Origin of the sequence: Gardnerella sp. DNF01157 (assembly GCF_049244225.1) — a bacterium.
In the GTDB taxonomy this organism is placed as follows: Bacteria; Actinomycetota; Actinomycetes; order Actinomycetales; family Bifidobacteriaceae; genus Bifidobacterium; species Bifidobacterium leopoldii.
In genome coordinates this window covers 894,241-917,094 of record NZ_CP058388.1, presented here as the reverse complement: position 1 = coordinate 917,094, position 22,854 = coordinate 894,241, and the positions used below count along the sequence as shown (strand labels likewise).

Annotated in this window: 13 protein-coding genes, 1 tRNA gene and 1 pseudogene; 14 read left to right on the top strand and 1 reads right to left on the bottom strand. The window is 40.7% G+C overall.

Translation table 11 applies throughout. The features are described from left to right. Positions 1–201 precede the first annotated feature (201 nt). Positions 202–1,254, bottom strand: a complete 1,053-nt coding sequence (locus tag HXT38_RS03390) for a metal ABC transporter solute-binding protein, Zn/Mn family (RefSeq protein ID WP_004119288.1) — start codon at positions 1,252–1,254, stop codon at positions 202–204. Positions 1,255–1,376: 122 nt separating this feature from the next. Between HXT38_RS03390 and HXT38_RS03385 the strand changes: the two genes are divergently transcribed. The 14 genes and pseudogenes from HXT38_RS03385 to HXT38_RS03320 all read left to right on the top strand — a co-directional run bounded on the left by HXT38_RS03385 (position 1,377) and on the right by HXT38_RS03320 (position 22,850). Beyond that, positions 1,377–2,261, top strand: a complete 885-nt coding sequence (locus HXT38_RS03385) for a bifunctional methylenetetrahydrofolate dehydrogenase/methenyltetrahydrofolate cyclohydrolase (protein ID WP_004107065.1) — start codon at positions 1,377–1,379, stop codon at positions 2,259–2,261. A 146-nt stretch (positions 2,262–2,407) separates the two neighbouring features. Further along, positions 2,408–3,910, top strand: coding sequence for a 30S ribosomal protein S1 (rpsA, locus tag HXT38_RS03380; protein ID WP_004107061.1), 1,503 nt, complete (start codon positions 2,408–2,410; stop codon positions 3,908–3,910). A gap of 212 nt (positions 3,911–4,122) precedes the next feature. Beyond that, positions 4,123–4,449 (top strand): TM2 domain-containing protein, encoded by a 327-nt coding sequence (locus HXT38_RS03375; protein WP_004119289.1) that lies wholly within the window; start codon positions 4,123–4,125, stop codon positions 4,447–4,449. A gap of 67 nt (positions 4,450–4,516) precedes the next feature. Beyond that, on the top strand, positions 4,517–5,227 hold the full coding sequence (coaE, locus tag HXT38_RS03370; RefSeq protein ID WP_032835422.1) for a dephospho-CoA kinase: 711 nt from the start codon (positions 4,517–4,519) through the stop codon (positions 5,225–5,227). Between the two features lie 6 nt (positions 5,228–5,233). Then, positions 5,234–7,348 (top strand): excinuclease ABC subunit UvrB, encoded by a 2,115-nt coding sequence (gene uvrB / locus HXT38_RS03365; protein ID WP_421791616.1) that lies wholly within the window; start codon positions 5,234–5,236, stop codon positions 7,346–7,348. A gap of 300 nt (positions 7,349–7,648) precedes the next feature. Beyond that, positions 7,649–7,921: a type II toxin-antitoxin system RelB/DinJ family antitoxin gene (locus tag HXT38_RS03360; RefSeq protein WP_101885994.1), complete on the top strand. Its 273-nt coding sequence runs from the start codon at positions 7,649–7,651 to the stop codon at positions 7,919–7,921. 13 nt (positions 7,922–7,934) lie between these two features. Continuing rightward, positions 7,935–8,198: a type II toxin-antitoxin system YafQ family toxin gene (locus HXT38_RS03355; RefSeq protein WP_219619725.1), complete on the top strand. Its 264-nt coding sequence runs from the start codon at positions 7,935–7,937 to the stop codon at positions 8,196–8,198. A gap of 399 nt (positions 8,199–8,597) precedes the next feature. Beyond that, complete coding sequence (gene pyk / locus HXT38_RS03350) at positions 8,598–10,037, top strand: pyruvate kinase (protein WP_004107046.1); 1,440 nt, start codon at positions 8,598–8,600, stop codon at positions 10,035–10,037. Positions 10,038–10,269: 232 nt separating this feature from the next. Continuing rightward, positions 10,270–10,343: transfer RNA gene (locus HXT38_RS03345), tRNA-Leu, on the top strand. A 224-nt stretch (positions 10,344–10,567) separates the two neighbouring features. Continuing rightward, positions 10,568–12,127, top strand: coding sequence for an alpha-amylase (locus tag HXT38_RS03340; protein WP_410294546.1), 1,560 nt, complete (start codon positions 10,568–10,570; stop codon positions 12,125–12,127). 247 nt (positions 12,128–12,374) lie between these two features. Further along, positions 12,375–18,328, top strand: a pseudogene (pulA, locus tag HXT38_RS03335) (type I pullulanase). A 178-nt stretch (positions 18,329–18,506) separates the two neighbouring features. Continuing rightward, positions 18,507–20,189, top strand: a complete 1,683-nt coding sequence (locus HXT38_RS03330) for a VWA domain-containing protein (RefSeq protein WP_410295618.1) — start codon at positions 18,507–18,509, stop codon at positions 20,187–20,189. 52 nt (positions 20,190–20,241) lie between these two features. Continuing rightward, a complete protein-coding gene (locus HXT38_RS03325; protein ID WP_004119300.1) occupies positions 20,242–21,669 on the top strand; it encodes a glycoside hydrolase family 3 protein in 1,428 nt (475 codons plus the stop codon). A 554-nt stretch (positions 21,670–22,223) separates the two neighbouring features. Beyond that, the gene (locus HXT38_RS03320; RefSeq protein ID WP_004107001.1) at positions 22,224–22,850 is read left to right on the top strand and encodes a hypothetical protein; all 627 of its coding nucleotides are present in this window, start codon (positions 22,224–22,226) and stop codon (positions 22,848–22,850) included. Positions 22,851–22,854 lie beyond the last annotated feature (4 nt).

Here is a 22,854-nt window from a genome sequence, read left to right as displayed (position 1 = left end):
AAATAAATAGATATTAATTGTTCATATTATTTTAAGCCCTTCTAAACGTTGGTATATTGGCGAGTTAGAAGGGCTTTTGCTTATATATTTGCTTACGTATTTATTGTATGTTTTGCTTTTGTTCTTGCTTAAAACAGATAATAAAAAATCCTTGCATTTACAAAATGCAAGGATTTTTTATTTTAACAGATTCACCTAAATTTACTTACCTGGATCTTGTTGACCTTGGTTAGAATTTTTAGGATCGGTATTCTTTGCTACGTGTGGCTTCTCAGTGATTGGCTTTTTCTGAGGCTCTTTGTCATCAATGTCTTTACGCATATCCTTTGTTGCTTTTACAGCATTATGTAGGTCGTCACAAATCTTCATAATCCATTTATCAAGCTGATCTGCGTATTTTGGCATAAGTTCGCTTACTCGCACTGTGGACGTATAGCTGCGTCCTGCGATTCCGTTTAGCAAGTTTAGAACATCGTTTCCTTGTTGGCTATCGCTAATCAACACATCGATTTTGCGACCTTCAATAAGCTTCTGAAACTCCTCAACGCTTGAATGTTCTGGTTCATTATTGTTATTTAGTGCGTCAGCATATTCTTTAGGTGAGCTATCTTTCAAATTGGCATCAGACATTAGCCAGAAAAGAATAGGAGATGTAGAAGCATACTTTGCGTTACCATTTTCTTTAGAGAAATCACTTAAGTAGGTGGTTAATTTCTTTTCCTTTTCCTGCCATTGTGCTAGTCGCTTAGAAAAAGCTTGTTTTTTTGATGGCAAAACTTTGGAGAAGGTGTCAGCCATGGCAGATGCCATTGCATCCCTAGCATCGTGAGAAAACCAAAGATATGGATTGTCTCCGTTAAGTGCTCCTACAGTACCTGCTGCACTAAGCACTTCAGCTTTAGCTGGGTGTACTTTGTTTGCCCAATCATCGTAGCCTGCACCATTTGTAACTAATACTTGTGCATTCTGCATATTTTTTAAATCTTTTGAGCTAGGTTTAAACGACGATATGTCTGTATCTGAGCCAGTCATAACTGATTCAACTTTGACGTCAGAGCCACCGATCTCTTGAGCTAAGCTACCCCAGGTGTCAACAGTGGATACAACAGAAATATTTGTTGCAGCTTTTGGTTTTTCTTTTGGTTTTTCCTCAGTTTTTCCACAAGCTGCAAATCCAAGTATTACTGCAGAAGCAATAAGGCATGTTATGGCAGTTTTTCCAAACTTCTTTACTGCACAAAGAACGGTACGCATCACTGTGACTCCTCCCGTGATAATGGTGCGTCGGCGCACGCAAAATTGTTAGTCGACCCATATCTTCTATACTTCACGATAGCCTATCCTTACGAATTGTGCGAGTTGGGAGGAAATTTTTTATGGCTATTGTGTTAGATGGTAAAGCTTTAGCTAGTAAAATTAAAAAAGATTTGGCAGCGCGCGTTGCTATTTTACATAAAAAAGGCATTAATCCAGGTTTGGGCACGTTACTTGTAGGTAGTGATCCTGGTTCGTTGAAATATGTTGCTGGTAAGCATCGTGATTGCGAAGAAGTGGGGATTAATTCTATTCGTTGCGATCTGCCAGAAGATGCTAGTGAAGATGAGATTCTTGCTGCTTTACAGAAATTAAATAATGACCCTCTTTGTACTGGATTTATTGTGCAACTGCCATTGCCAAAAGGAATTGATGTTCAAAAAGTTATTTCTTCTATTAATCCTGCAAAAGATTGTGATGGAATGCATCCGTATAATTTGGGTGAACTTGTTACGCATATTTCCGGTGATATTACAACACCTTTGCCGTGCACGCCGCGTGGAATTTTAGCTTTGCTTGATGAATACGGTATTGAACTTTCTGGTAAGGAAGTTTGTGTGCTTGGTCGTGGCATTACGGTTGGACGTACTATTGGCCTTCTTTTAACCCGCAGGGGAGTAGATGCAACTGTTACGTTGTGTCATACGCATACTCGGAATGTGCAGGAGATTATGCGTCGTTCTGATGTAATAATTGCCGCAATGGGTTGTGCTGGTTTTGTTAAGCCAGAAGATATTAAACCTGGTGCTGTTCTTGTTGATGTAGGCGTATCTCGTGTTTTTGATGAAGAAGCTGGTAGATACCGCGTAAAAGGTGATGTTGATTCAGCTTGTCGCGAAATTGCTGGAGCGTATTCTCCGAATCCTGGTGGAGTAGGTCCGATGACTCGAGCTATGTTGCTGGCGAATGTTGTAGATATGGCTGAGCGAGCACTTAATTGCAAATAAAATGCGACACGCCCGAAGTAAAACGTAAATTTTGGCTATGCCTGTATATAAAATCGACAAAGCGTGTGCATGGCATACATGCGTAACGTAAATACATAATTAAATATCGAGTAATATCCACCCCAAGAAGAAACCACTAATAACTAATGGCAGAGAATAATAACGAAGTCGCCAAGGTTGCGATTAATGATATTGGCACCGAAGAAGACTTCATCAAGGCAGTCGATTCAACCATCAAGAATTTTGATGATGGTGATTTAGTTGAAGGTACCGTCGTAAAGATTGATCACGACGAAGTATTGCTGGACATCGGCTACAAGACTGAAGGTGTAATTCCTTCCCGTGAACTTTCCATCAAAAAAGACGTTGATCCAGATGATGTTGTCGAGGTTGGCGACACCATTGAAGCCCTTGTTGTCACTAAGGAAGACAAGGAAGGACGTCTTATTCTCTCCAAGAAGCGTGCACAGTATGAGCGTGCTTGGGGTGACATCGAGAAGATTAAGGATGCAGACGGCATCGTTGAAGGTACCGTTATTGAGGCTGTTAAGGGCGGCTTGATCGTAGACATCGGTTTGCGTGGCTTCTTACCAGCTTCCTTGGTTGAAATGCGTCGCGTTCGCGATCTTTCTCCATACATTGGTCAGAAGATTAAGGCTAAGATTCTCGAGCTCGATAAGAACCGCAACAACGTTGTGCTTTCTCGTCGTCAGTTCCTTGAGGAAACCCAGTCTGAAGTTCGTGAAACCTTCCTCTCTCAGCTTAAGAAGGGTCAGATTCGTGAAGGCGTTGTGTCTTCTATCGTAAACTTCGGCGCATTCGTTGATCTCGGCGGCGTTGACGGTCTCATTCACGTTTCTGAGCTTTCTTGGAAGCATATCGATCACCCATCTGAAGTTGTTAAGGTTGGCGATAAGGTTACCGTTGAGGTTCTCGACGTTGATCTCGATCGCGAACGTATCTCCCTTTCCCTTAAGGCAACTCAGGAAGATCCATGGCAGCGCTTCGCTCGCACCCATGTTCCTGGACAGGTTGTTAAGGGTAAGGTCACCAAGATCGTTCAGTTCGGCGTGTTCATCTCCGTTGAAGATGGCATTGAGGGCTTGGTTCACATTTCTGAGCTTGCTAATCGTCACGTAGAGAATCCAGAAACTGTTGTTAAGGCAAACGAAGACGTATTCGTCAAGGTTATTGATGTTGATCTTGATCGTCGTCGTATTTCCCTCTCCTTGAAGCAGGCTAATGAGGCTGTTGATCCAAATTCTGAAGATTTCGATCCAGCTCTTTACGGTATGCCAGCTGAGTACGATGCTGAAGGCAATTACAAGTACCCAGAAGGCTTCGATCCAAACACTAACGAGTGGATGGCTGGTTATGAGCAGCAGCGCGAAGAGTGGGAAGCTCAGTATGCTGCAGCTCACGAGCTTTGGGAAGAGCACAAGGCTTTCGCTGCTAAGGAACTTGCAGCTGCAGCAGAATCTGCTGCTGCTGACGGTCAGCAAGAAGAAGCTGAAAAGAAGCCAGCTAAGGAAGAAAAGAAGGAAGAAGTTGCTTCCAACTATTCTTCTGAAACAACTAGTGAAGGTGCTTTAGCTGATTCTGATCAGCTCGCAGCTTTGCGTGAACAGCTTTTGAGCGAAAAGAAGTAGTTTTCTACTAAAAGCGTATGAACGAAATGCCCTGGTGAGTAATCATCAGGGCATTTTGTTCATTGCGATTATCACAATGTGCTCTAAATACTCTGATTTTATAATTTATATTCTGTAATTAAATGTGAGTACAACAAATTTTCTTTTAAGAAGCACGATTATATGATTTTGTTAAAGCATTAATTAAGTTATTAAAAGGATTGGTGAAAATTATGAGTACATTTGATAACAATCAGAAGAATGCTCAGTTCCCTTCATACGATGGGAATAATTCAGCGAATAATGCTACTTTAGTAAGTTCTCGACATAAGCTTGCTGCCGGTCTTTTAGCGATTTTTGTAGGTGGTTTAGGGATTCACAATTTCTACCTTGGTTTTAAAGGCAAGGCTATTGCCCAATTGTTGATTTCTGTTCTTTCTATTGGTTTGCTTGCAGGTATTTCGATTATATGGTCATGTGTTGAAGGAATTTGCATTCTTTGCTCAAAGCCTGGGACTAAGTGGCATAAAGATGCTGATGGTGCAGAATTACAAGATTAACCATTTGTTTTCTTTTAATAACAATGCCCTGGTAATTATTTACTGGAGCATTACTTATAATTTATATATGACAATAATGCGGATTGCGGTAACAGGCGGAATTGCAGCCGGAAAATCTACTGTAGTAAACCATTTGCGCTTGCTTGGTGCGTTTGTTATTGATTACGATGTTTTAGCGCGTAAAGTAGTGGAACCGGGAAGCGCAGTATTGCAACAAATAGTAGGTATTTTTGGGGAAAATGCTGTTAAGAATGATGGTTCTTTAAATCGTGCGTTTATTGCAGAGCATATTTTTGGAGATGGCTATGAACGTAAGCAAGCATTAAGTAAGATTGAGTCTATAATTCATCCTGCTATTTATGATTGCGCAAAGCTTTTAGAAAGCGAGTATATTAGTAAAATTTCTAAGGAAAATTGCAATGCTAAAGAAAATCGCAATGAGGTAAGCAGCGTAAGCTCGGTTATTGTGCACGACATTCCACTTCTTGCGCAAGTAATCGACAGCATTCCATTTAGTTTTGATCATATTATTACTGTTGAAGCGCCTCAAGAAATTCGCGTTAAGCGAATGATAAGCGAGCGGAACATGACTGAGAGTCAGGCTTTAGCGCGCATAAATAGTCAACTTCCAAGTAAAGTTCGAAAAGATATGGCGGATTTTGTAGTTGATTCCACTAAACCAATGGAATCTATGCTTAACAGTGTTGACGATACGTTGAAATCATGGTTGCGCGAAATAAACAATAAAAGTGCTGAAATTGCGAAACTGGGGAAGTAAAAGATTATGTCGAATAAAATTCAGCGCACAAACAAGCCTTTTGTAGTAAAAGCGCCGTATGCGCCTTCGGGTGACCAGCCGCAAGCAATCGAAGAGTTAGCGAATCGCATTGAAAACGGAGAAAACGACGTTGTTTTAATGGGTGCTACTGGAACTGGTAAAACTGCTACAACCGCTTGGCTTATTGAGCGTTTGCAACGACCGACACTTATTATTGAGCCGAATAAAACTTTGGCAGCTCAGCTTTGCGCGGAATTTCGCGAGCTTATGCCAGATAATGCCGTGAGCTATTTTGTGTCTTATTACGATTACTATCAGCCGGAAGCATATATTCCGCAAACAGACACGTATATTGAAAAAGATTCGAATATTAACGACGATGTTGAGCGGCTTCGTCATGCTGCTACAGCGAATTTGCTTACTAGACGCGATTGCGTTGTTGTGGCTACTGTTTCTTGCATTTATGGACTCGGTACTCCAGAGGAGTATGCCGAGCGAATGCTTATGCTAAGCGTTGGCGAGCAACTTGAGAGAGATGATTTATTGCGTCAATTTGTGAGTATGCAATACAAACGCAATGACATTGCCTTTACGCGCGGAACTTTTAGAGTGCGCGGTGACACGGTTGAGATTATTCCAGTGTACGAAGAATTAGCTGTGCGAATTGAGTTCTTTGGTGACGAAATCGACAGAATTACCATGTTACATCCTCTTACAGGAGAAGTAATTCGCCAGGAGAGTAGTGTTCATATTTTCCCAGCATCTCACTACATTGCAGGACCGGAGCGCATGGAACGCGCGTTAGAGGCGATTGAAAAAGAGCGTGACGATAGAGTAGCGCAGCTTAAAAAGCAGAATAAATTGCTGGAAGCTCAGCGTTTGGAAATGCGAACTACGTACGATTTGGAGATGCTGCGTCAGGTTGGTGTGTGCCCAGGAGTGGAAAATTATTCTAGGCATTTTGACGGACGCGATGCAGGCACACCTCCGCATACTTTGCTTGACTTTTTCCCAGATGACTTTTTGCTAGTTTTAGACGAGTCGCATGTAACAGTGCCGCAAATTGGAGCTATGTATGAAGGTGATGCTTCGCGCAAAAGAACGCTTGTGGAGCATGGTTTTAGGCTTCCTTCTGCAATGGATAACCGCCCGTTAAAGTGGAAAGAATTTTTGGAGCACATTGGTCAAACTGTGTATCTTTCTGCAACGCCTGGAGATTATGAGCTGGGGCTTTCAGATGGCGTAGTTGAGCAAATTATTCGCCCAACTGGGTTGCTTGATCCTAAGATTGAGGTTCGCCCTGTAGAAGGTCAGGTTGACGATTTGCTTGCGGAAATCAAGGAGCGAGTAGCAAAAGATGAGCGCGTGCTTGTTACTACGCTTACAAAGAAAATGGCGGAAGACTTAACTGATTACTTCCTTGAGCTTGGTGTTAAAGTTGAGTACTTGCATTCGGATGTCGATACTTTGCGCAGAGTTGAGCTTTTGCGCGAGCTTCGCGAAGGCAAAATTGATGTGATTGTTGGCATTAATTTGCTTCGTGAGGGTTTGGATTTGCCGGAAGTCTCGCTTGTCGCGATTTTGGATGCAGATAAGGAAGGCTTCTTAAGATCCTACCGTTCGCTTATTCAGACGATTGGTCGTGCTGCTCGTAACGTTTCTGGGACTGTTCTTATGTATGCGGATACTGTTACGGATGCTATGAGTAAGGCGATTAGCGAGACAGAGCGCCGCCGTGAAAAGCAAATCGCATATAACAAGGCTCATGGAATTGATCCTAAGCCTTTGCGAAAGAAGATTAGCGATGTTAACGACATGCTCGCTAAAGAGGATGTTGATACGCAAACTTTGCTAGCAGGCGGTTACAGAAATGCTAACAAGGCTGGGAACTCGCATTATGGCGTGCCAAAAGAGCCAAATCTTGGGCAGCAAAGCAAGGAAAAGCGTATGGCGAATATTTCTGAGCTTCCGCAAGACGATATTATGTCGCTGATTAAAAATTTGAGCGAGCAAATGCATGTTGCTGCAGAGCAGTTGCAGTTTGAGTTGGCTGCTCGTTTGCGCGACGAAATACGCGATCTAAAGAAAGAATTGCGTCAATTGGATGCGGCTGATAGGTGATGCTAATAAATGAGCATTGCAAATTGATGAGCGTTGCAAATCAAAAATGTTCGTGCAATTGATTACTTTTATCTACTGAAAATATTTGACGCGTATGTCAAAATATTTATTGATTTTTCTAACATGATGTAATTTTGGGCTTAAAACTACTTAATTAGTAAGAGAGTTTAATTTATTCAATCATGTGAATTAAAGATTATTGGATTACTTTAGTCAGTTTAAGTTATATACAATGCAATGACAATATGTTGAATGTAAACGAATGTTTGCGTATAGTAAAAGAAGATGGAGGTGTCGTATATGACTACTACGAATTTAAATATTAGAACAGATAAGGGAATTAAAGAACAAGCTGATAAGATTTTTTCAGAACTCGGGCTCAATATGACAACAGCGATTAACATATTTTTGCGAACAACTATTCGTGAGAACGGGATTCCATTTTCTCTTAAATTAGAGGTTCCAAATGATACAACGATTGCTGCTATTGAGGAAGGTAGACGGATTGTGTCTGATCCTAGTGTAAAGGGTTATCGGAATATGGGAGATCTTAAGGTGGCTCTTGATTTATGAAATATGAAGTAAAATTCACGAATCAATTCAAAAAAACCTTAAATTAGCTAAGAAGCAAAATAAAAATACGGATAATCTTTTAAAAGTAATTGATGTTTTAGCTAACGGTGGTGTACTAGAAGCTAAATATTGTGATCACGGTCTGACTGGAAAATATAGCGGAACAAGAGAATGTCATATTGAACCCGATTGGCTTTTAGTTTATGAAATTAAAAATGAAATTCTTGTTTTGATGTTATACAGGCTTGGTACGCATTCAGAATTATTTAAGGAATAAAATAACACATTTTAAATCTACAGCTTTTGTTGATAAAAGGTTTAGTGTGTGGCTGCTTTAGGCTGAGCTTGTGCAGAATAAGCAGGTTGCAAAGTAGTCTGGCTGGTGTAAATCGTAAGCATGCTAGGCATTTGCGCTAGCTAGTGTTAGCTATATAGTGCGCTAATCGAGGCTAATCGCAAGCTAAACGCGATTAATAAGAGAGCGTATCTAGTCGTGTTTAATCGTAGTAAATAGGTATTCCTTGAGTATTTTTTGTGAGCGTTCACAAAACGCCGAATAAATACAATAAGCGGTCACAATACGTTGATACACTAGAAAGCGGAATTGGGCGTTTTATGGTTTTATCATTAAATCGCTCATAAAAAAATAAACAGAAATAGAAAATAGGTAGGCATTATGCGTAAAGCCAAAATCGTTGATACTATTGGTCCAGCTACCGAATCCTTGGAAGGTATTACCAAGCTTGTTGAAGCTGGTATGGATGTTGCTCGTTTGAACCGTTCTCACGGCACTCCTGAAGATCATTTGCGCGTTTACAACAACGTTCGTGCAGCTTCCAAGTCCACTGGCCGCAATGTTGCTGCTCTTGTTGATTTGCAAGGTCCAAAGATTCGCTGTGGATGGTTCAAGAAGAACGCTGAAGGCGAAGATAAGGTTTATTTGGAAGAAGGTCAGGAGTTCATCATCACTACTGATGATGTTGAAGGTGACGAGCACCGCACTTCTACAACCTTTAAGGGCTTGCCAGGAGATTGCCACGCAGGCGACCCAATTCTTATCGATGATGGTAAGGTTCGCCTTGAGGTAACTAAGGTAGAAGGCAACGACGTTCACACTAAGGTTATTGTTGCTGGTCCAGTTTCCAGCCACAAGGGCATTAACCTCCCAGGCGTTGCAGTTTCCCTCCCAGCTTTGACTGAAAAGGATGAGGCTGATCTTCGTTGGGCTATTCGCACTGGTGCTGACATTATTGCTATGTCCTTCGTGCGTTTCGCTACCGATATTGATCGCGCTCACGAAATCATGGACGAAGAAGGTCGTCGCATTCCAATCGTCGCCAAGATTGAAAAGCCACAGGCTGTTGAAAACTTGGAAGAGATTGTTAAGACCTTCGATGGCATTATGGTTGCACGTGGTGATATGGCTGTGGAAATGCCTCTCGAAGAGGTTCCACTTGTCACCAAGCGCTGCATTGAGCTTTCTCGTCGCTATGCAAAGCCAGTTATCGTTGCTACTGAAGTTCTTGGCACAATGGTTAACTCTCCAGTTCCAACCCGTGCAGAAGCTTCTGACTGTGCTAACGCTGTTCTCGACGGTGCTGACGCAACAATGACTTCTAACGAAACTGCTGTTGGCAAGTATCCAGATGTTACCGTTAAGACTATGTCTCGTATTTCTCAGTATGCTACTGAGCACGGCTATGATCGCATTCCTGCTGTTGAGCTTGACATGTCTAGCACCGGTGCAGTTTCTTCTGCAGCTGTTGATTTGGCAGATAAGCTTAATGCTAAGGCTATTGTTGCCTACACTCAGACTGGTCGCACAGTTCATCGCATTTCTCGTGAACGCCCAACCGCTCCAATCTACGGCTTGACTAACAATGAGCACACTTATCGTTGGTTGGCTTTGAGCTGGGGTACTGAAGGCTTCTTGATTGATGAAGATTACCATGACATGAATCGTCACGATTTGATGATCTTCACTGACAAGGTTCTTCGCGAAGCCGGTAAGGTTTCCGATGGTGATCAGATTGTTATCTTGAGCACTGCTCAGGGTGAACGCCAGGCTGGTCGCACTGACTCCATCTACGTTCACACCGTCGGTGCTTGCGACTAATTGCTTGATTCTGCGTTCTTGTACTAATACGCTAGTTCTTCTAGTTTAAGTGCATTTGCGCAGTAGTATAGTTTGCATAATGCGCGCTAGCTGTTTTGCAGTTTGCGCGCATTATGTTATGTATGATCAATATTGTTGATTTGCGACACGCGCAAAACGCTTTAACTATTTGCATGTGGCTTAAAGTGTGCTATAGTCAACAAGTCGCAAAAAAATGCGGAAAATTAAAAATGCCCCTGTATCCCAATTGGTAGAGGAAACAGCCTCAAAATCTGTGCAGTGTGAGTTCGAGTCTCACCGGGGGCACGTGCACGACGTCGCTTAGCTTGCTAGGCGACGTTTTTATTTTATATTTTAATGTCTCGTACATAAACAATAAGCGTATAATAATAAAAGTATTCTCGCACAATGAAAGTGCTGTACGTGATGTGAAAGGAACAACGATGATCCACAGTGCACGATTGCAAGTAAGTGAGCGTAAAAGAAGTAATTATGCTTGCGAATTAATCAATAATTACAAGCGCAATGTAATGTGCTCTTTTACTGCAATTGCTGCAATTGCTGCTGTAGCAACAGTATTAATGTGTATTTTTGCTATTGTTCCAAACTCTTCGGCATTTGCTTCAACTAAATCAACAGACGGTCTTCCGTCAAAAGGTGTGATTGTTACTGCTTTTCAGCAAAATTGGAAAAGTATTGCAAAAGAGTGTAAGCGAACTTATGGTCCTGAGGGTGTGAGTTATGTACAGGTTTCGCCGCCGCAGGATCATATTAAAGGTAAAGCGTGGTGGACTTCTTATCAGCCAGTTAGTTACAATCTAAATTCAAAGCTTGGCACTGAAGACGAGTTTAAAAATATGATTACTACTTGCAGGGCAGCTGGTGTTGGAATTGTTGTTGATGCTGTAATTAATCACACAACCGGTGATAGTAATAAAGATACTGTAGGTGTTGGCGGTAGTAAGTATGATGCGGCAAATCAAAGCTATCCGGATGCTGGTTACACAAAAGATGATTTTCACCAAATAGATAAAGATATTTACACATATAAAGATGCGCAAGTCGTTTGGAATTATCGTTTAGTTGGTTTGCTTGATTTGGATACTTCTAAGCCTCATGTACAAAAAATTCTTGGTAACTATTTTGCAAAATTGCTGAAAATGGGTGTTGCGGGCTTTAGAGTTGATGCCACAAAACATATGTGTCCTGAAGATGTGAAAGGCATAAAAGAAGCTGCTGCTAAAGCTGCTGGAATGAAGCCTGAAAATATTTGGTGGATGCAAGAAACAATTGGTTTTCCTGAACAAGATCCTAAAATTCAGCCAGATCAATATGTTGGTACAGGTGAAGTAGATGAGTTTGAATACTCGTATCGCTTGCGTAATTATTTCTATGGCTCAATTGAGAATTTGTCTCATATTACAGATCAGCTTATTCCTAATAAGAAAGCAGCTATTTTTGTGACTAACTGGGATACTGAGCGTGACAATTCGACTCGAGTTCTCACTTATAAGGATGGGGCAAAGTACGAGTTAGCTAATGCTTTTATGCTTGCTTATCCGTATGGAACACCAAATATTTATTCTGGATATAAGTTCACTCAGCGCGATGACGGTGCTCCTGGTGCAACTGATACGAACATTCCAGATGTAAAGTGCGGAAAGAATTCTCAGTGGCAGTGCACTCAGCGTTGGACTTCGATTCGTGGAATGATTGGATTCTACAATGCTGTTAAGGGCACGAAGGTGACTCAATGGCAGGATGACAACGATAATAACATTGCTTTTAGTCGCGGAAACAAGGGATTCTTGGCGATTAACAATACTGATAAGCCTAAAAATGTGAGTTATAAAACTGATTTGCCTGATGGTGAGTATTGTAACGTATATGCTTCACGTAAATGCTCTAGCACAGTTACTGTAAATGGTGGGAAAGTAGAGATAACTATTCCAGCTAATTCTGCTATTGCTTTGCATGTTAAGGCTGTAGAGCATTTTGGAAGTACTTCCACGTTTAGTACTGTGGCGATGATTGTAATTGTTTTCGCTGTGCTATTGATTGAGTTAGCTCTGATTCTGTGCAAAAAATAAGGCAGGTTCTAATAAGTAAATTGCGAAGTAAAGGACGATCTGGAAGTAAATTTGTATTGACATTATTACAGTTTTTGTATAGTTATTGCAATATTGTCAATATGTAGATGTTATAATTTTCTCCGCTGATAATGCACGTTTATAACGATGGCTGGCAACATAGTAGTGCTAGCCATCGTTTGTGCATTGAGGCTATTAATGCGCCCAAGGAAGAAGCGTGTTGATACCAATGGAGGAAAGGATACTGATGAGTCATCGTCGACACTTTGCATCGAAGATGGTTGCTGTTGCTACGTCTGTTGCAATGCTTGTAACTGGTTTTGCTGTTACGGGTAGTGCAAACGCTGTTAGCGATAGTTCAAATAAAGAAAATCTAACTCTTAACCGTAAGGGCGTTATTGTTACTGCATTCCAGCAGAATTGGAAGAGTATTGCTCAAGAGTGCACTAAAACTTACGAACCTGAGGGTGTGAAGTATGTGCAAGTGTCTCCTCCGAATGATCATGTAAAGGGTTCTCAGTGGTGGACTTCTTACCAGCCTGTGAGCTATAAGCTTGATTCTAAGCTCGGTACTGAAGTTGAGTTTAAGCAGATGATTCAGACTTGCAAGGCTGCTGGTGTTGGAATCATTGCTGATGCTGTTATTAATCACATGACTGGTGCTGGTAATAAAGATAAAGTTGGCGTTGGTGGAAGTGAATACGATGCTGCTACGCAAACTTTCAAAACAGCTGGATATACTAAGGATGATTTCCATCAGAGTGCTGAAAATATTAAAAATTACAAGAATGCTGAAGAAGTTTGGACTCACAGGCTTGTAGGTTTGCTTGATTTGGATACTTCAAAGCCGCATGTTCAGCAAGTTTTAGGCAAGTATTTTGCAGATTTGCTTAAGATGGGTGTTGTTGGTTTCCGTGTGGATGCCGTTAAGCATATTTCGCCAGCGGATATGAAAGCCATTAAAGCTGAAGCTGCAAAGCAGGCAAATACTACTCCTGACAAGATTTGGTGGATGCAGGAGACGATTGGCGATCCTTCTGAAGCTCCAGAAATCCAGCCAGCTAAGCATTTAAACGAAGGCGAAGTCAACGAATTCCAGTATTCCTACCGTTTAAAGAACGATTTTTATGGATCAATTTCGAATCTAAAGAGTATTACTAATGGGCTTGTTCAAAGCGATAAAGCTTCGATTTTTGTAACAAATTGGGATACTCCTCGCGAAAATTATGTGCGCACTCTTACTTATAAGGATGGTCCTCGCTACGAGCTTGCAAACGCGTTTATGCTTGGCTACCCGTATGGAAACCCAAACATTTATTCAGGGTACAGGTTTGCGGATGGACATAAGGATGATGGTGCGCCTAATGCGACCGATACGTCTGTTCCAGATGTAAATTGTTCTCCAAAAACTGGCTGGCAGTGCACTCAGCGTTGGACTTCTATTCGTGGAATGATTGGCTTCTTTAATGCTGTGAATGGTGCTCAAGTCACTAATTGGCAGGAGAGTGACAATAATAACATTGCATTTAGCCGCGAGAAGAAGGGTTTCTTAGCAATCAACAATACGCCAAACGCAAAGAGAGTTTTGTATAAAACTGATTTGCCAAATGGTGAGTACTGCAACGTTTATGCTGCAGGTGACTGCTCTAAGACTGTTAAAGTTGAAGATAGCAAGGTTGCTGCGACTATCGCTCCTTATTCTGCAATTGCTTTGCATGTGGATGCAACTAAGGATAACGTTAAAAAGATTGCAGCGCGCAATGAATCTGATCCAAAATACAATGTCGACGATGTTCAAGACCAGTCAACAACTGTATATTTCAATGCTAAAGGTAAAGCAGGTAATCCAAGTTCTGTAAATATTCATTATCAAATAAGTGGTGATAATTGGACTGCAGTTCCTGGATTGCCAATGCGCAAAGTTTGCAATGATTGGTTTGCAAAGACTATTACTAATCGTGGTGAGTTTAAAGCTGTATTTAACGACGGTGGAAGTAATTGGTATCACGTAAATGGTCAGAAGAGTGGCGATTTCACTATTCCTGCTGGTGCAAAGAATTATGTAGTAAACAAAAATCTTGTCGGGAATGCTGATGTTTCTGATGTTCCTTGCAAGGTTGAATCTTCAAAACCTTCTGCATTAAAGACGAAGATTGTTATTCACTACAATCAAAAAACACGAATAAAGGTGTTTATATCTGGGGTCTTAAAGATGCAGATGGTAAAGAGATAAAAGGTACCTGGCATGCATTTAATGGTCAAGACGCTTTTGGTAAGACTTACACAATTGAAGCTGATGGCACTTACGAGAGTGGAAAAGTCGGATTTATTATTACTACTGATCCAGGAACTGATAATAAAAATTGGCATAAGGACGGAACAAAAAACCGTTTTATTTATAATATCGAAGATGGAGTAGGTCAAGCTTGGGTTATAAGCGGGAATGAAGATACTTTTGCTGAACCACCAGTTGAAGTTGCGGACAAACTTAATAAGATTCAAACGTTAAACGTTACTGTTCACTACCGTAGAACAAACAAGGATTACGCTGGTTGGAATCTCTGGACGTGGTATGGTAAGCAAGAAGGCGTAAAGCAAGATTTCACGGCTCATGATGATTTCGGCAAGATTGCAGAATATACGTTTACGGATAGTAATGGCGTAAAAGATCCGAAGTTTATTGTGCGATATTCTATGCAAGGCAACGATTGGGTTGCTAAAGATCCTGGTGAAGGCGATCGTGCAATTCCTGCAAAGGCAATCACTTTAAGCCAAGATGGTAAAACTGGTAATGCTGAAATCTGGCTTATGCAGGGCGATAGTAGAGTTTACTTAAGTCCAAACGTAATCAACACGAAGGCTAATGCTATTAATGCTGATATTACGTCTTTGAAGGAATTTACTGTAAATGCGAGCGGTGACCCTTCAGAGATTAAGAAGAATGACGTAACTATAACTGATGTTACAGATTCAAAGAAAGAGAATCATACGGCAGTAGATATTTCGCAAGTTGCTGTTGTAGATAATAAGATCGTAATCACCGCAAAGAACGAATTAGATCTTAAGAAAATGTATGAAATCAGCATTAAGGGTGTTGGTGGAATGCCTAAAACAGTGTCTGTGTCAACTGTTAAAGGCTCTAAGATTGTTCGCACTGATGAGTTCGATAAGAAATACGCTTATGCTGGCGACGACTTGGGTGCTGTTGTAAATGGTAATTCTACGACTTTCAAGCTTTGGGCACCAACTGCTACGAAAGTTGAGCTGGTAACTTATCAGTCTGATGCTGAGAATGCTCCAGAAGCTAAAACGCAAGAGATGAAGCTTGAAAGCAATAATAGTGTGTGGAGTATTACTACAAGCGATGCAAAAGTTGGCACTGCTTACACGTACAAGGTTCATTTTGCAGATGGTGCTGTTAATAATTCTCCAGACCCTTATGCAAAAGCTGCTGTGCGAAATGGAATGAGATCTGTTGTATTCGGTGGCAGTATGGCAACACCTGTAACTCGCATGGCATCGTTTGGTAAGCGCCCAACTGATGCGACTATTGCAGAAATGAATATTCGCGACTTTTCGATTCATGAAAGTTCTGGCGTAGATGTTGCAAAGCGCGGCAAATATCTCGGTGTAATTGAATCTGACACTAAGAATGGAAGCAAGCCAACTGGTTTGGATTATTTGAAGTCCCTCGGCATCACTCACGTGCAAATCATGCCAATGTATGATTTTGGTTCTGTGAATGAAGCAGGAGATTTGAGTTACGGCAAGTCAGGTGCTCAAAACTGGGGCTACGATCCAATCAATTACAACGTTCCAGAAGGTTCGTATGCGTCTGATTCAGCAAACCCTGCTACGCGTATTGCGGAACTAAAGCAAATGGTTGACGGTTTGCATAAGGCTGGCTTGCGCGTGATTATGGATGTTGTTTATAACCACGTTTATAACGCTCAAAAGAACGCTTTTGGCCAAACTGTGCCAGGTTACTACTTCCGTTACAACGATGACGGCAGCTTTACTAATGGATCTGGTTGCGGAAACGATACTGCTTCTGAGCGCAAAATGATGCGAAAGTATATTGTTGACTCTGTAAAGTATTGGGCTAAAGAGTACGGTATTGACGGCTTCCGATTTGATTTGATGGGATTGATTGATCTTGAAACCATGAAGGAAGTGCGTAAGGCTGTTTATGACATTGATAAAAACTCTATTATTCTTGGCGAAGGCTGGGATATGAGCCAATTGCCTTATGGAAACCGCACTATTCAGCCTAATGCGTATAAGCTTGCAGACAATAATGGCGTTGCATTCTTTAACGATTCCTTCCGTGATGCTGTAAAAGGCAAAGGAGATGATGATGTTGCTGGATTCGTGTCTGGAAATAGAGGCAGTGACAATCTGGTAATGCAAAATCTTTACGGTTGCCAGCCTGGAAACTCAAGTTGCACTGATAGACATTATGCGAATGCAGGTCAGACTGTGCAATATGTTGAAGCTCACGACAATCTTAATCTTTACGATAAGTTGAAGAAATCTTTGCCTCATGAGTCAGAAGAGAATCTTAAGAAGCGAGTAATGCTTGCTAATTCGCTTGTAATGTTTGCTCATGGCATGCCATTCTTTGAGCTTGGTCAAGAGTTCTTACGAAGCAAGAACGGCAATAAGAATAGCTACAATGCTGGTGATAGTGACAATTCTGTTAAGTGGGATTTGGTTAATAAGAATTCTGATGCTGTTGAATACTTCAAGGCATTGATAAAGTTAAGAAACGAAATTCCAGCTTTACGCGATTCTACATATTCTGATGTTAATAAGAATATGCATTGGATTAAGAGCAGCGATGGTATTAATGCGTTTAGTGTTGATGCCAAAGATAAAACGTATGTGTTTATTTTCAACGCTAATAGTAGTGAATCTACTGTGAATATTGGCAAAGGAAAGTATCACGTGCACATTGCTGATGGAAAAGCTAATGGTGATGATGCATCAAAGTTCCCTGAAGCATCTGTAGACGATAGTGGAAATTACAAGGTTTCTGCTCTTTCTACTGCAGTGCTTGTGAAGGTTGCTGAAAAGAAGAATAATAAGAATTCTATTGATCTTGAAAAGGTCGCTGAATATAAATTGCATCCTGCTGACGTAAGCGAACTAGTTAATGGTACTGTGAATCCTGCGCCTGAGCCATCGCCGGCACCTGGTCCTGTAAATCCTCAGCCTGGTCCTCAACCTCAGCCTCAGCCTGGTCCTGGTCCTGTGACGCCAACGCCTCAGCCACCTGCTCCTGCTCCTGTAGTTCCAACACCAGCTCCTGGACCTCAGCCGCAGCCTGGTCCGCAACCAGCGCCAGTTCCAGCTCCAACTCCTGGTCCTGTGAATCCTGCTCCGGCTCCTCAGCCTGGTCCACAGCCTTCGCCATCACCTGCTCCGGCTCCGGTGCCAACGCCTCAGCCTGCACCAACACCGTCTCCGGCACCGGCTCCTCAGCCTCAGCCATCTGAGCATGAAACTCCAGCTAAGCCGGATCAGACTAAGCCAGATCAGACTAAGCCGGATCAGTCTAAGACTGAAACTCCAGCTGAGCAATCTGAACAGTCCGCACCTGCTAAGTCTGAACAGTCCGCGCGTGCTAAGTCTGAACAGTCTGCACCGGCAAAGTCTGAGCATTCTGCGCCAACTAAACCAGCAGAATCCACTCCTGTACCTGTTGCTCCGAAAACTGTTCAGCAGCTTAATCCAGAATTAAAGGGAACTCTTAGCGTTGGTAACAATAACGTTGCAACTGCAGGTGTTGTTAACAGTGTAAGAATTAATCTTGTAAACAGCGAGTTCATCGAGCGTTTGCAGCGCGATGGAGTAGTTTATGCATACGCGTACATTTACTCGTCTCCTCGTTTGCTTAAGGGTGCTGATGGTTCAAAGTTTGTGACTGTTCGCATGGTTAATGGCAAGCCTCAGTTTGATGCTCAATTCCCAGCTGGATACACCGGAAAGCATACGGTTGTTTTGGTTGACGAGAAAGGTAATCAAGTTGCTTGGACAGATATCACAGTAACAAACAATGCAGTTTCGCAACAGCTTCATAGTTTAAGTGCGACAGGCAGTAATATATTCGTAGTTACTGCTGTATGCTCAATACTTATTGCTGCTGCGAGCGTATTGCTACTTCGTATTAAGAGTCACAAGCGCTATAGGAATTCGTGAGGTTTTATTAGTAAATAAATAAACTAATAAGTTCGCTCATTATAAAAGCCGAGGATAATTGCATTTGTTGCGATATCCTCGGCTTTGTGTTTGAAGCAGGGTATAGAATCAATAAATAGTTTGTTTTTTGTAACTGTATGCGAATGTTTTACTAATAAGGAAGAGAAAGAAGAAAATCATGTACTGCGTTAATTGTGGAGCTATTTTAAAAGATAATACAAGGTTCTGCACGCAGTGTGGTACAGAAATTACTTCTCCAGCAAATAATACTCAGTCTCAGCAAGCAGAGCAGCCTCATCCTGAAGCGCAAACGCAAGTATTTTATACCAGCAACATTCCTAATCAGTATTATCGCCCTGAAACAAATACACAATACCCGTATCAACAACAATACGGGTATGCGCAAGTTGCTGCTGAAAATGATGCGAAGCGAAGGAATATTATTATAGCTATTATTGTTATGATTGCTGTTATTCTTTCAAGTATTTTTGGGTATTGCATTTGGGATTATATGAGACCAAAACAAATTCCTTACGAAACTTTGCGAAAAGAAATTATGAAATCCAATAAATACGCGGATTATAAGTTGAAAATTGTTGACTCTGACGTATCTAAATATCCTCATGTAAAACTGTACTTTTCGCTTACTGATAGTAGTGGAAAAGCTTTGGAAATTGATTCTCCTACTGCTGCAATTCGTGAGAAGATTGGTGGTGGCAGAGAAGCTGAAAGACTTATCCATAAAGTTGAGCGCATTAAAGATAAACAAGGTGTTAATTACGAAATTCTGCTTGATAAATCTGGATCTATGGAAGATTCTATAGATACGATGAAACGTACTATGAGTGATTTTGTGCGCAATCTTAATTATAAGGTTGGCGATACAGGAGAGCTTATATCTTTCGATAGTTACTTAATGTATATGGCAACGTATACTAACGATAAAGATCGATTGCTTACAGGCATTGATAATATGACTCCTTACGGCATGACAGCTTTGTATGACGCACTTTATACCGGAATTACTAATGCTTCTAATCATCCTGGCTTTAATTGCGTAATTGCGTTTACTGATGGTCAAGATAATGAGAGTACTCATACTGCTGATGAGGTTATTTCTTTAGCTAAAGAAAAAGGTATTCCTGTATATTTGATTGGTACTAGTGAAGCTGATTCAAGTACTCTGCAAAATATTGCGAATGAAACGAATGGTTACTTCTGGGATATGAATTCAATTTCAGATATGCAAGAGGTAATGAATAGAATTCGAGTCAATCAAGATAATGTTTATTGTTTAGAATATGATTCTGATTCTTCTTCGAATGCGTATGCTGATCGAGTGGTTTCTGCATTGGTTGCAGATTCCAAGAATCATCAGTCTGGTGGTATTGGTGATGATTTGTCGTTTAAGCCAATTAAGAAGAAGAATTATAAGAAGGGTGCAACTCGCTTCGTGCTACATAAGGGCGATGTGAAGTGGACTGAAGCTAATAGTGCATGCATGCAAGATGGTGGTTACTTAGTAACTCTTACCAGTAAGAGTAAAGAGAAAAAGGTAATCAATATGGCGAAAAAGGAAGGCGTTAAGTATGTGTGGATTGGCGGTTATACTTCGCAACGTGAGAATGGTGACGTATTTGCGCACTGGGTTACTGGTGAAAAAGTAAAGTATGAAAACTGGTTGCCAGGAGAACCAAGTCGAAACGATAAAGATGGAGAGCCTGAGTTCTATCTTATGCTTTGGCGTTTAAATGATGAGTGGTCTTGGAATGATCAGCGCGATGATTTATTTACGACTCCTACATTGCGTAAAACCTTTAGCGGTAAAACTGGCTATGTTTGTGAGATAAATAGGCATTAGTATTACGCTACTACTTTTTGGTTCATTTTTAGCGAATTAGAGGAAACTCGTTATGCGAAAGCAAAGGACACGTAAACTACAAAGCAGTCCGCATTATGTAGATGGTCGCACTATGCAATATCGTAGTGCTCAGCATCATAATCAAATTGCAAGTGTTGTTCCAAGAAAGCGTTTTGCTGCTATTTTAGTGGCTATTATAGCTATTGTTTTACTTACAATATCTATGTTTGCTGCAGTATCTGTTATGCGCTCGCATTTTTTTAATGTTTCTTCTAAAACTTATGTTAGTAAGAAAACAGTTAACCCTGCGGATGTGGCTAAAAAACTTGAAGCACTAAAGCAAGCACGTAAAAGGCAAGCAAGACGGGGGATTGACCCTAATAGCAGTGTTGTTAAAAATGTGCTATCAAAGATGTCTCTTGAAGATAAAGTTGCTCAAATGTTCATAGTTAAGCCTGAAGAATTAGCTGGAACATACGGGACTGTGGTATCTTCTGGCTCGCAAATGCAGCAGTCGTTTAATTCCATACCTGTTGGCGGAATAATGTATAGCAGGGAGAATATTCAGAATCCTAATCAAACTCAGCAAATGATTTCTGGGTTGCAATCAATAAGCGAATCTAGAGTGTCACTGCCTGCTTTAGTAGCTGTTGATGAAGAAGGTGGCACTGTTGCGCGAGTTAGCTCAAATCCTCAAATGGGTGTTAATTCCTCGCCTAATATGAGGGATATTGGAGCGACTAAGAAAACTCGCAAAGCTTATAAAACTGGTGCTTACATTGGTAATTATCTTTCGAATTTAGGTTTTAATGTTGATTTTGCTCCAGTTGCTGATGTGATTACTAATCCGGATAATAACCTGATGATCAAGCGTTCATTCGGCTCTAATGCTTCGCTAGTTGCAAATATGACAGATGCGTTTACTGACGGTTTGCAAGAGCATCACGTTTTTGCCACGTATAAGCATTTTCCTGGTCATGGCTCAACTTTTGAGGATTCTCACAAAGGCGTTACTGTTTCGAACCAAACTCCACTTGCGTTAAGAAAAATAGATTTAGTACCATTCAAAGATGCTGTAGACACTGGTGTTAAGTTTATTATGGTCAGTCACGTGTCGTATCCGAAGATTACAGGTGATGATATTCCTGCTAGCATGTCTGAGAAAATTGTTACTGGTTTAGCTCGTAAAAAGCTTGGTTATAAAGGTATTCTTATTTCTGACTCTTTAGGAATGGGCGCAATATCGTTGCGCTATTCTCCTGGAGTTGCTGCAATTACAGGAATTAAAGCAGGCATCGATATATTACTTTCTCCTGCAAATTTGCGTCAAGCGTATTATTCTGTTGTTAATGCAGTTCGTCAAGGTGATATACCTGAGTCTCGAATTGATGAGTCTGTAAAGCGAATTATTGCAGTAAAATTGCAAATTGCTCAGCAATTAAAGAGTCAAAATGTAAAAAATTCTAAAATAACTAAATGAATCAGCGTGTTGCATTTATTTAAGTAAATTTTTTCTTTTACATTATTTCGGGAGTTTCTTTATTTAAAACGAGATTTTCTTTGCAAAATAAGGATTTACGAATAATAAATTTATAAATATTTTTGTAATAATTATTTCATTAGGAGAATATTTTTGAAAAAATGTTTGCATTTGTACTTTTATGGTGTTAGCATCATTTCCAACACAAACAAATATCGAATACTTCGGTTGGGGTTTGTGCGTGAACCACAGTTAGTATTAATGAGTTAAGGAGGCAGACATCATGCTTAACATGAACATGAATGCTGAATCTTTCGATACTCTTAATGCTGCACGTATGTGGTGGTGGCAGTCTTCTCTTTGGCGTGAGTTTACTCTGAAGTTTTAGAAGCTGCGTATAAAAGCTTGTAAAAGACCTCCGGGTAAGCCCCGGGGGTCTTTTTGTATACAAGCCTTAAATTTCAAAAATAACCAAATCACAAATCACAAATCACAACAAAATATTCGATAGCTTTGTATTCAAATAATATGAAGCTTAAACAAGGAGAGAAATCATGGCTAATGAAACTAATGAAAAAGTTATGGAAGCTACTAGCGGCGTCGCAAATGCAACTGCTGATGTTGCGTCGGTAATGATGAAAAATGCGAAAGTTAAGAATCATGCACTAAATATTACTTCGTTAGTGCTGGTTGCAGTTCTATTTGCAGCAGGATGCATTCTTGATTTTACTGTTGCCAAGCCTCTTTCTATTGGAAATATCCAGCCTGAGTTTGTTATTGCTTCATTCTGCTTGGCGATTTTGTTGGTTCGTCCAAAGATTTATCAAGGAGCTATTATTGGAGCTCTTGCTGCAACATTAATCCAACTTAATACTTCGATTCCATTCCTTGAATATGCGTGTGACATTCCTGCTGCAATTATTATGACAGCTATTTTAATTGGATATGTCCATCTCTTCCCAAAGGATGCTGCTCGTAAAGTAAGTGTTTTCCCATTTATTGCAACTTTTGTTACAACAGTAATTTCTGGTTGCATTTTCGCTTCTATTGCTGCTTACTTTATTCTTCATTCTCCAAACATGGTAATCGTAATGATGCCAATTATTTTTGGTACTGCTGCATTTAATGCGATTATTGTTGAAATTCTTTATACTCCATTGCGACTTGTATTGCACAAATAATAAA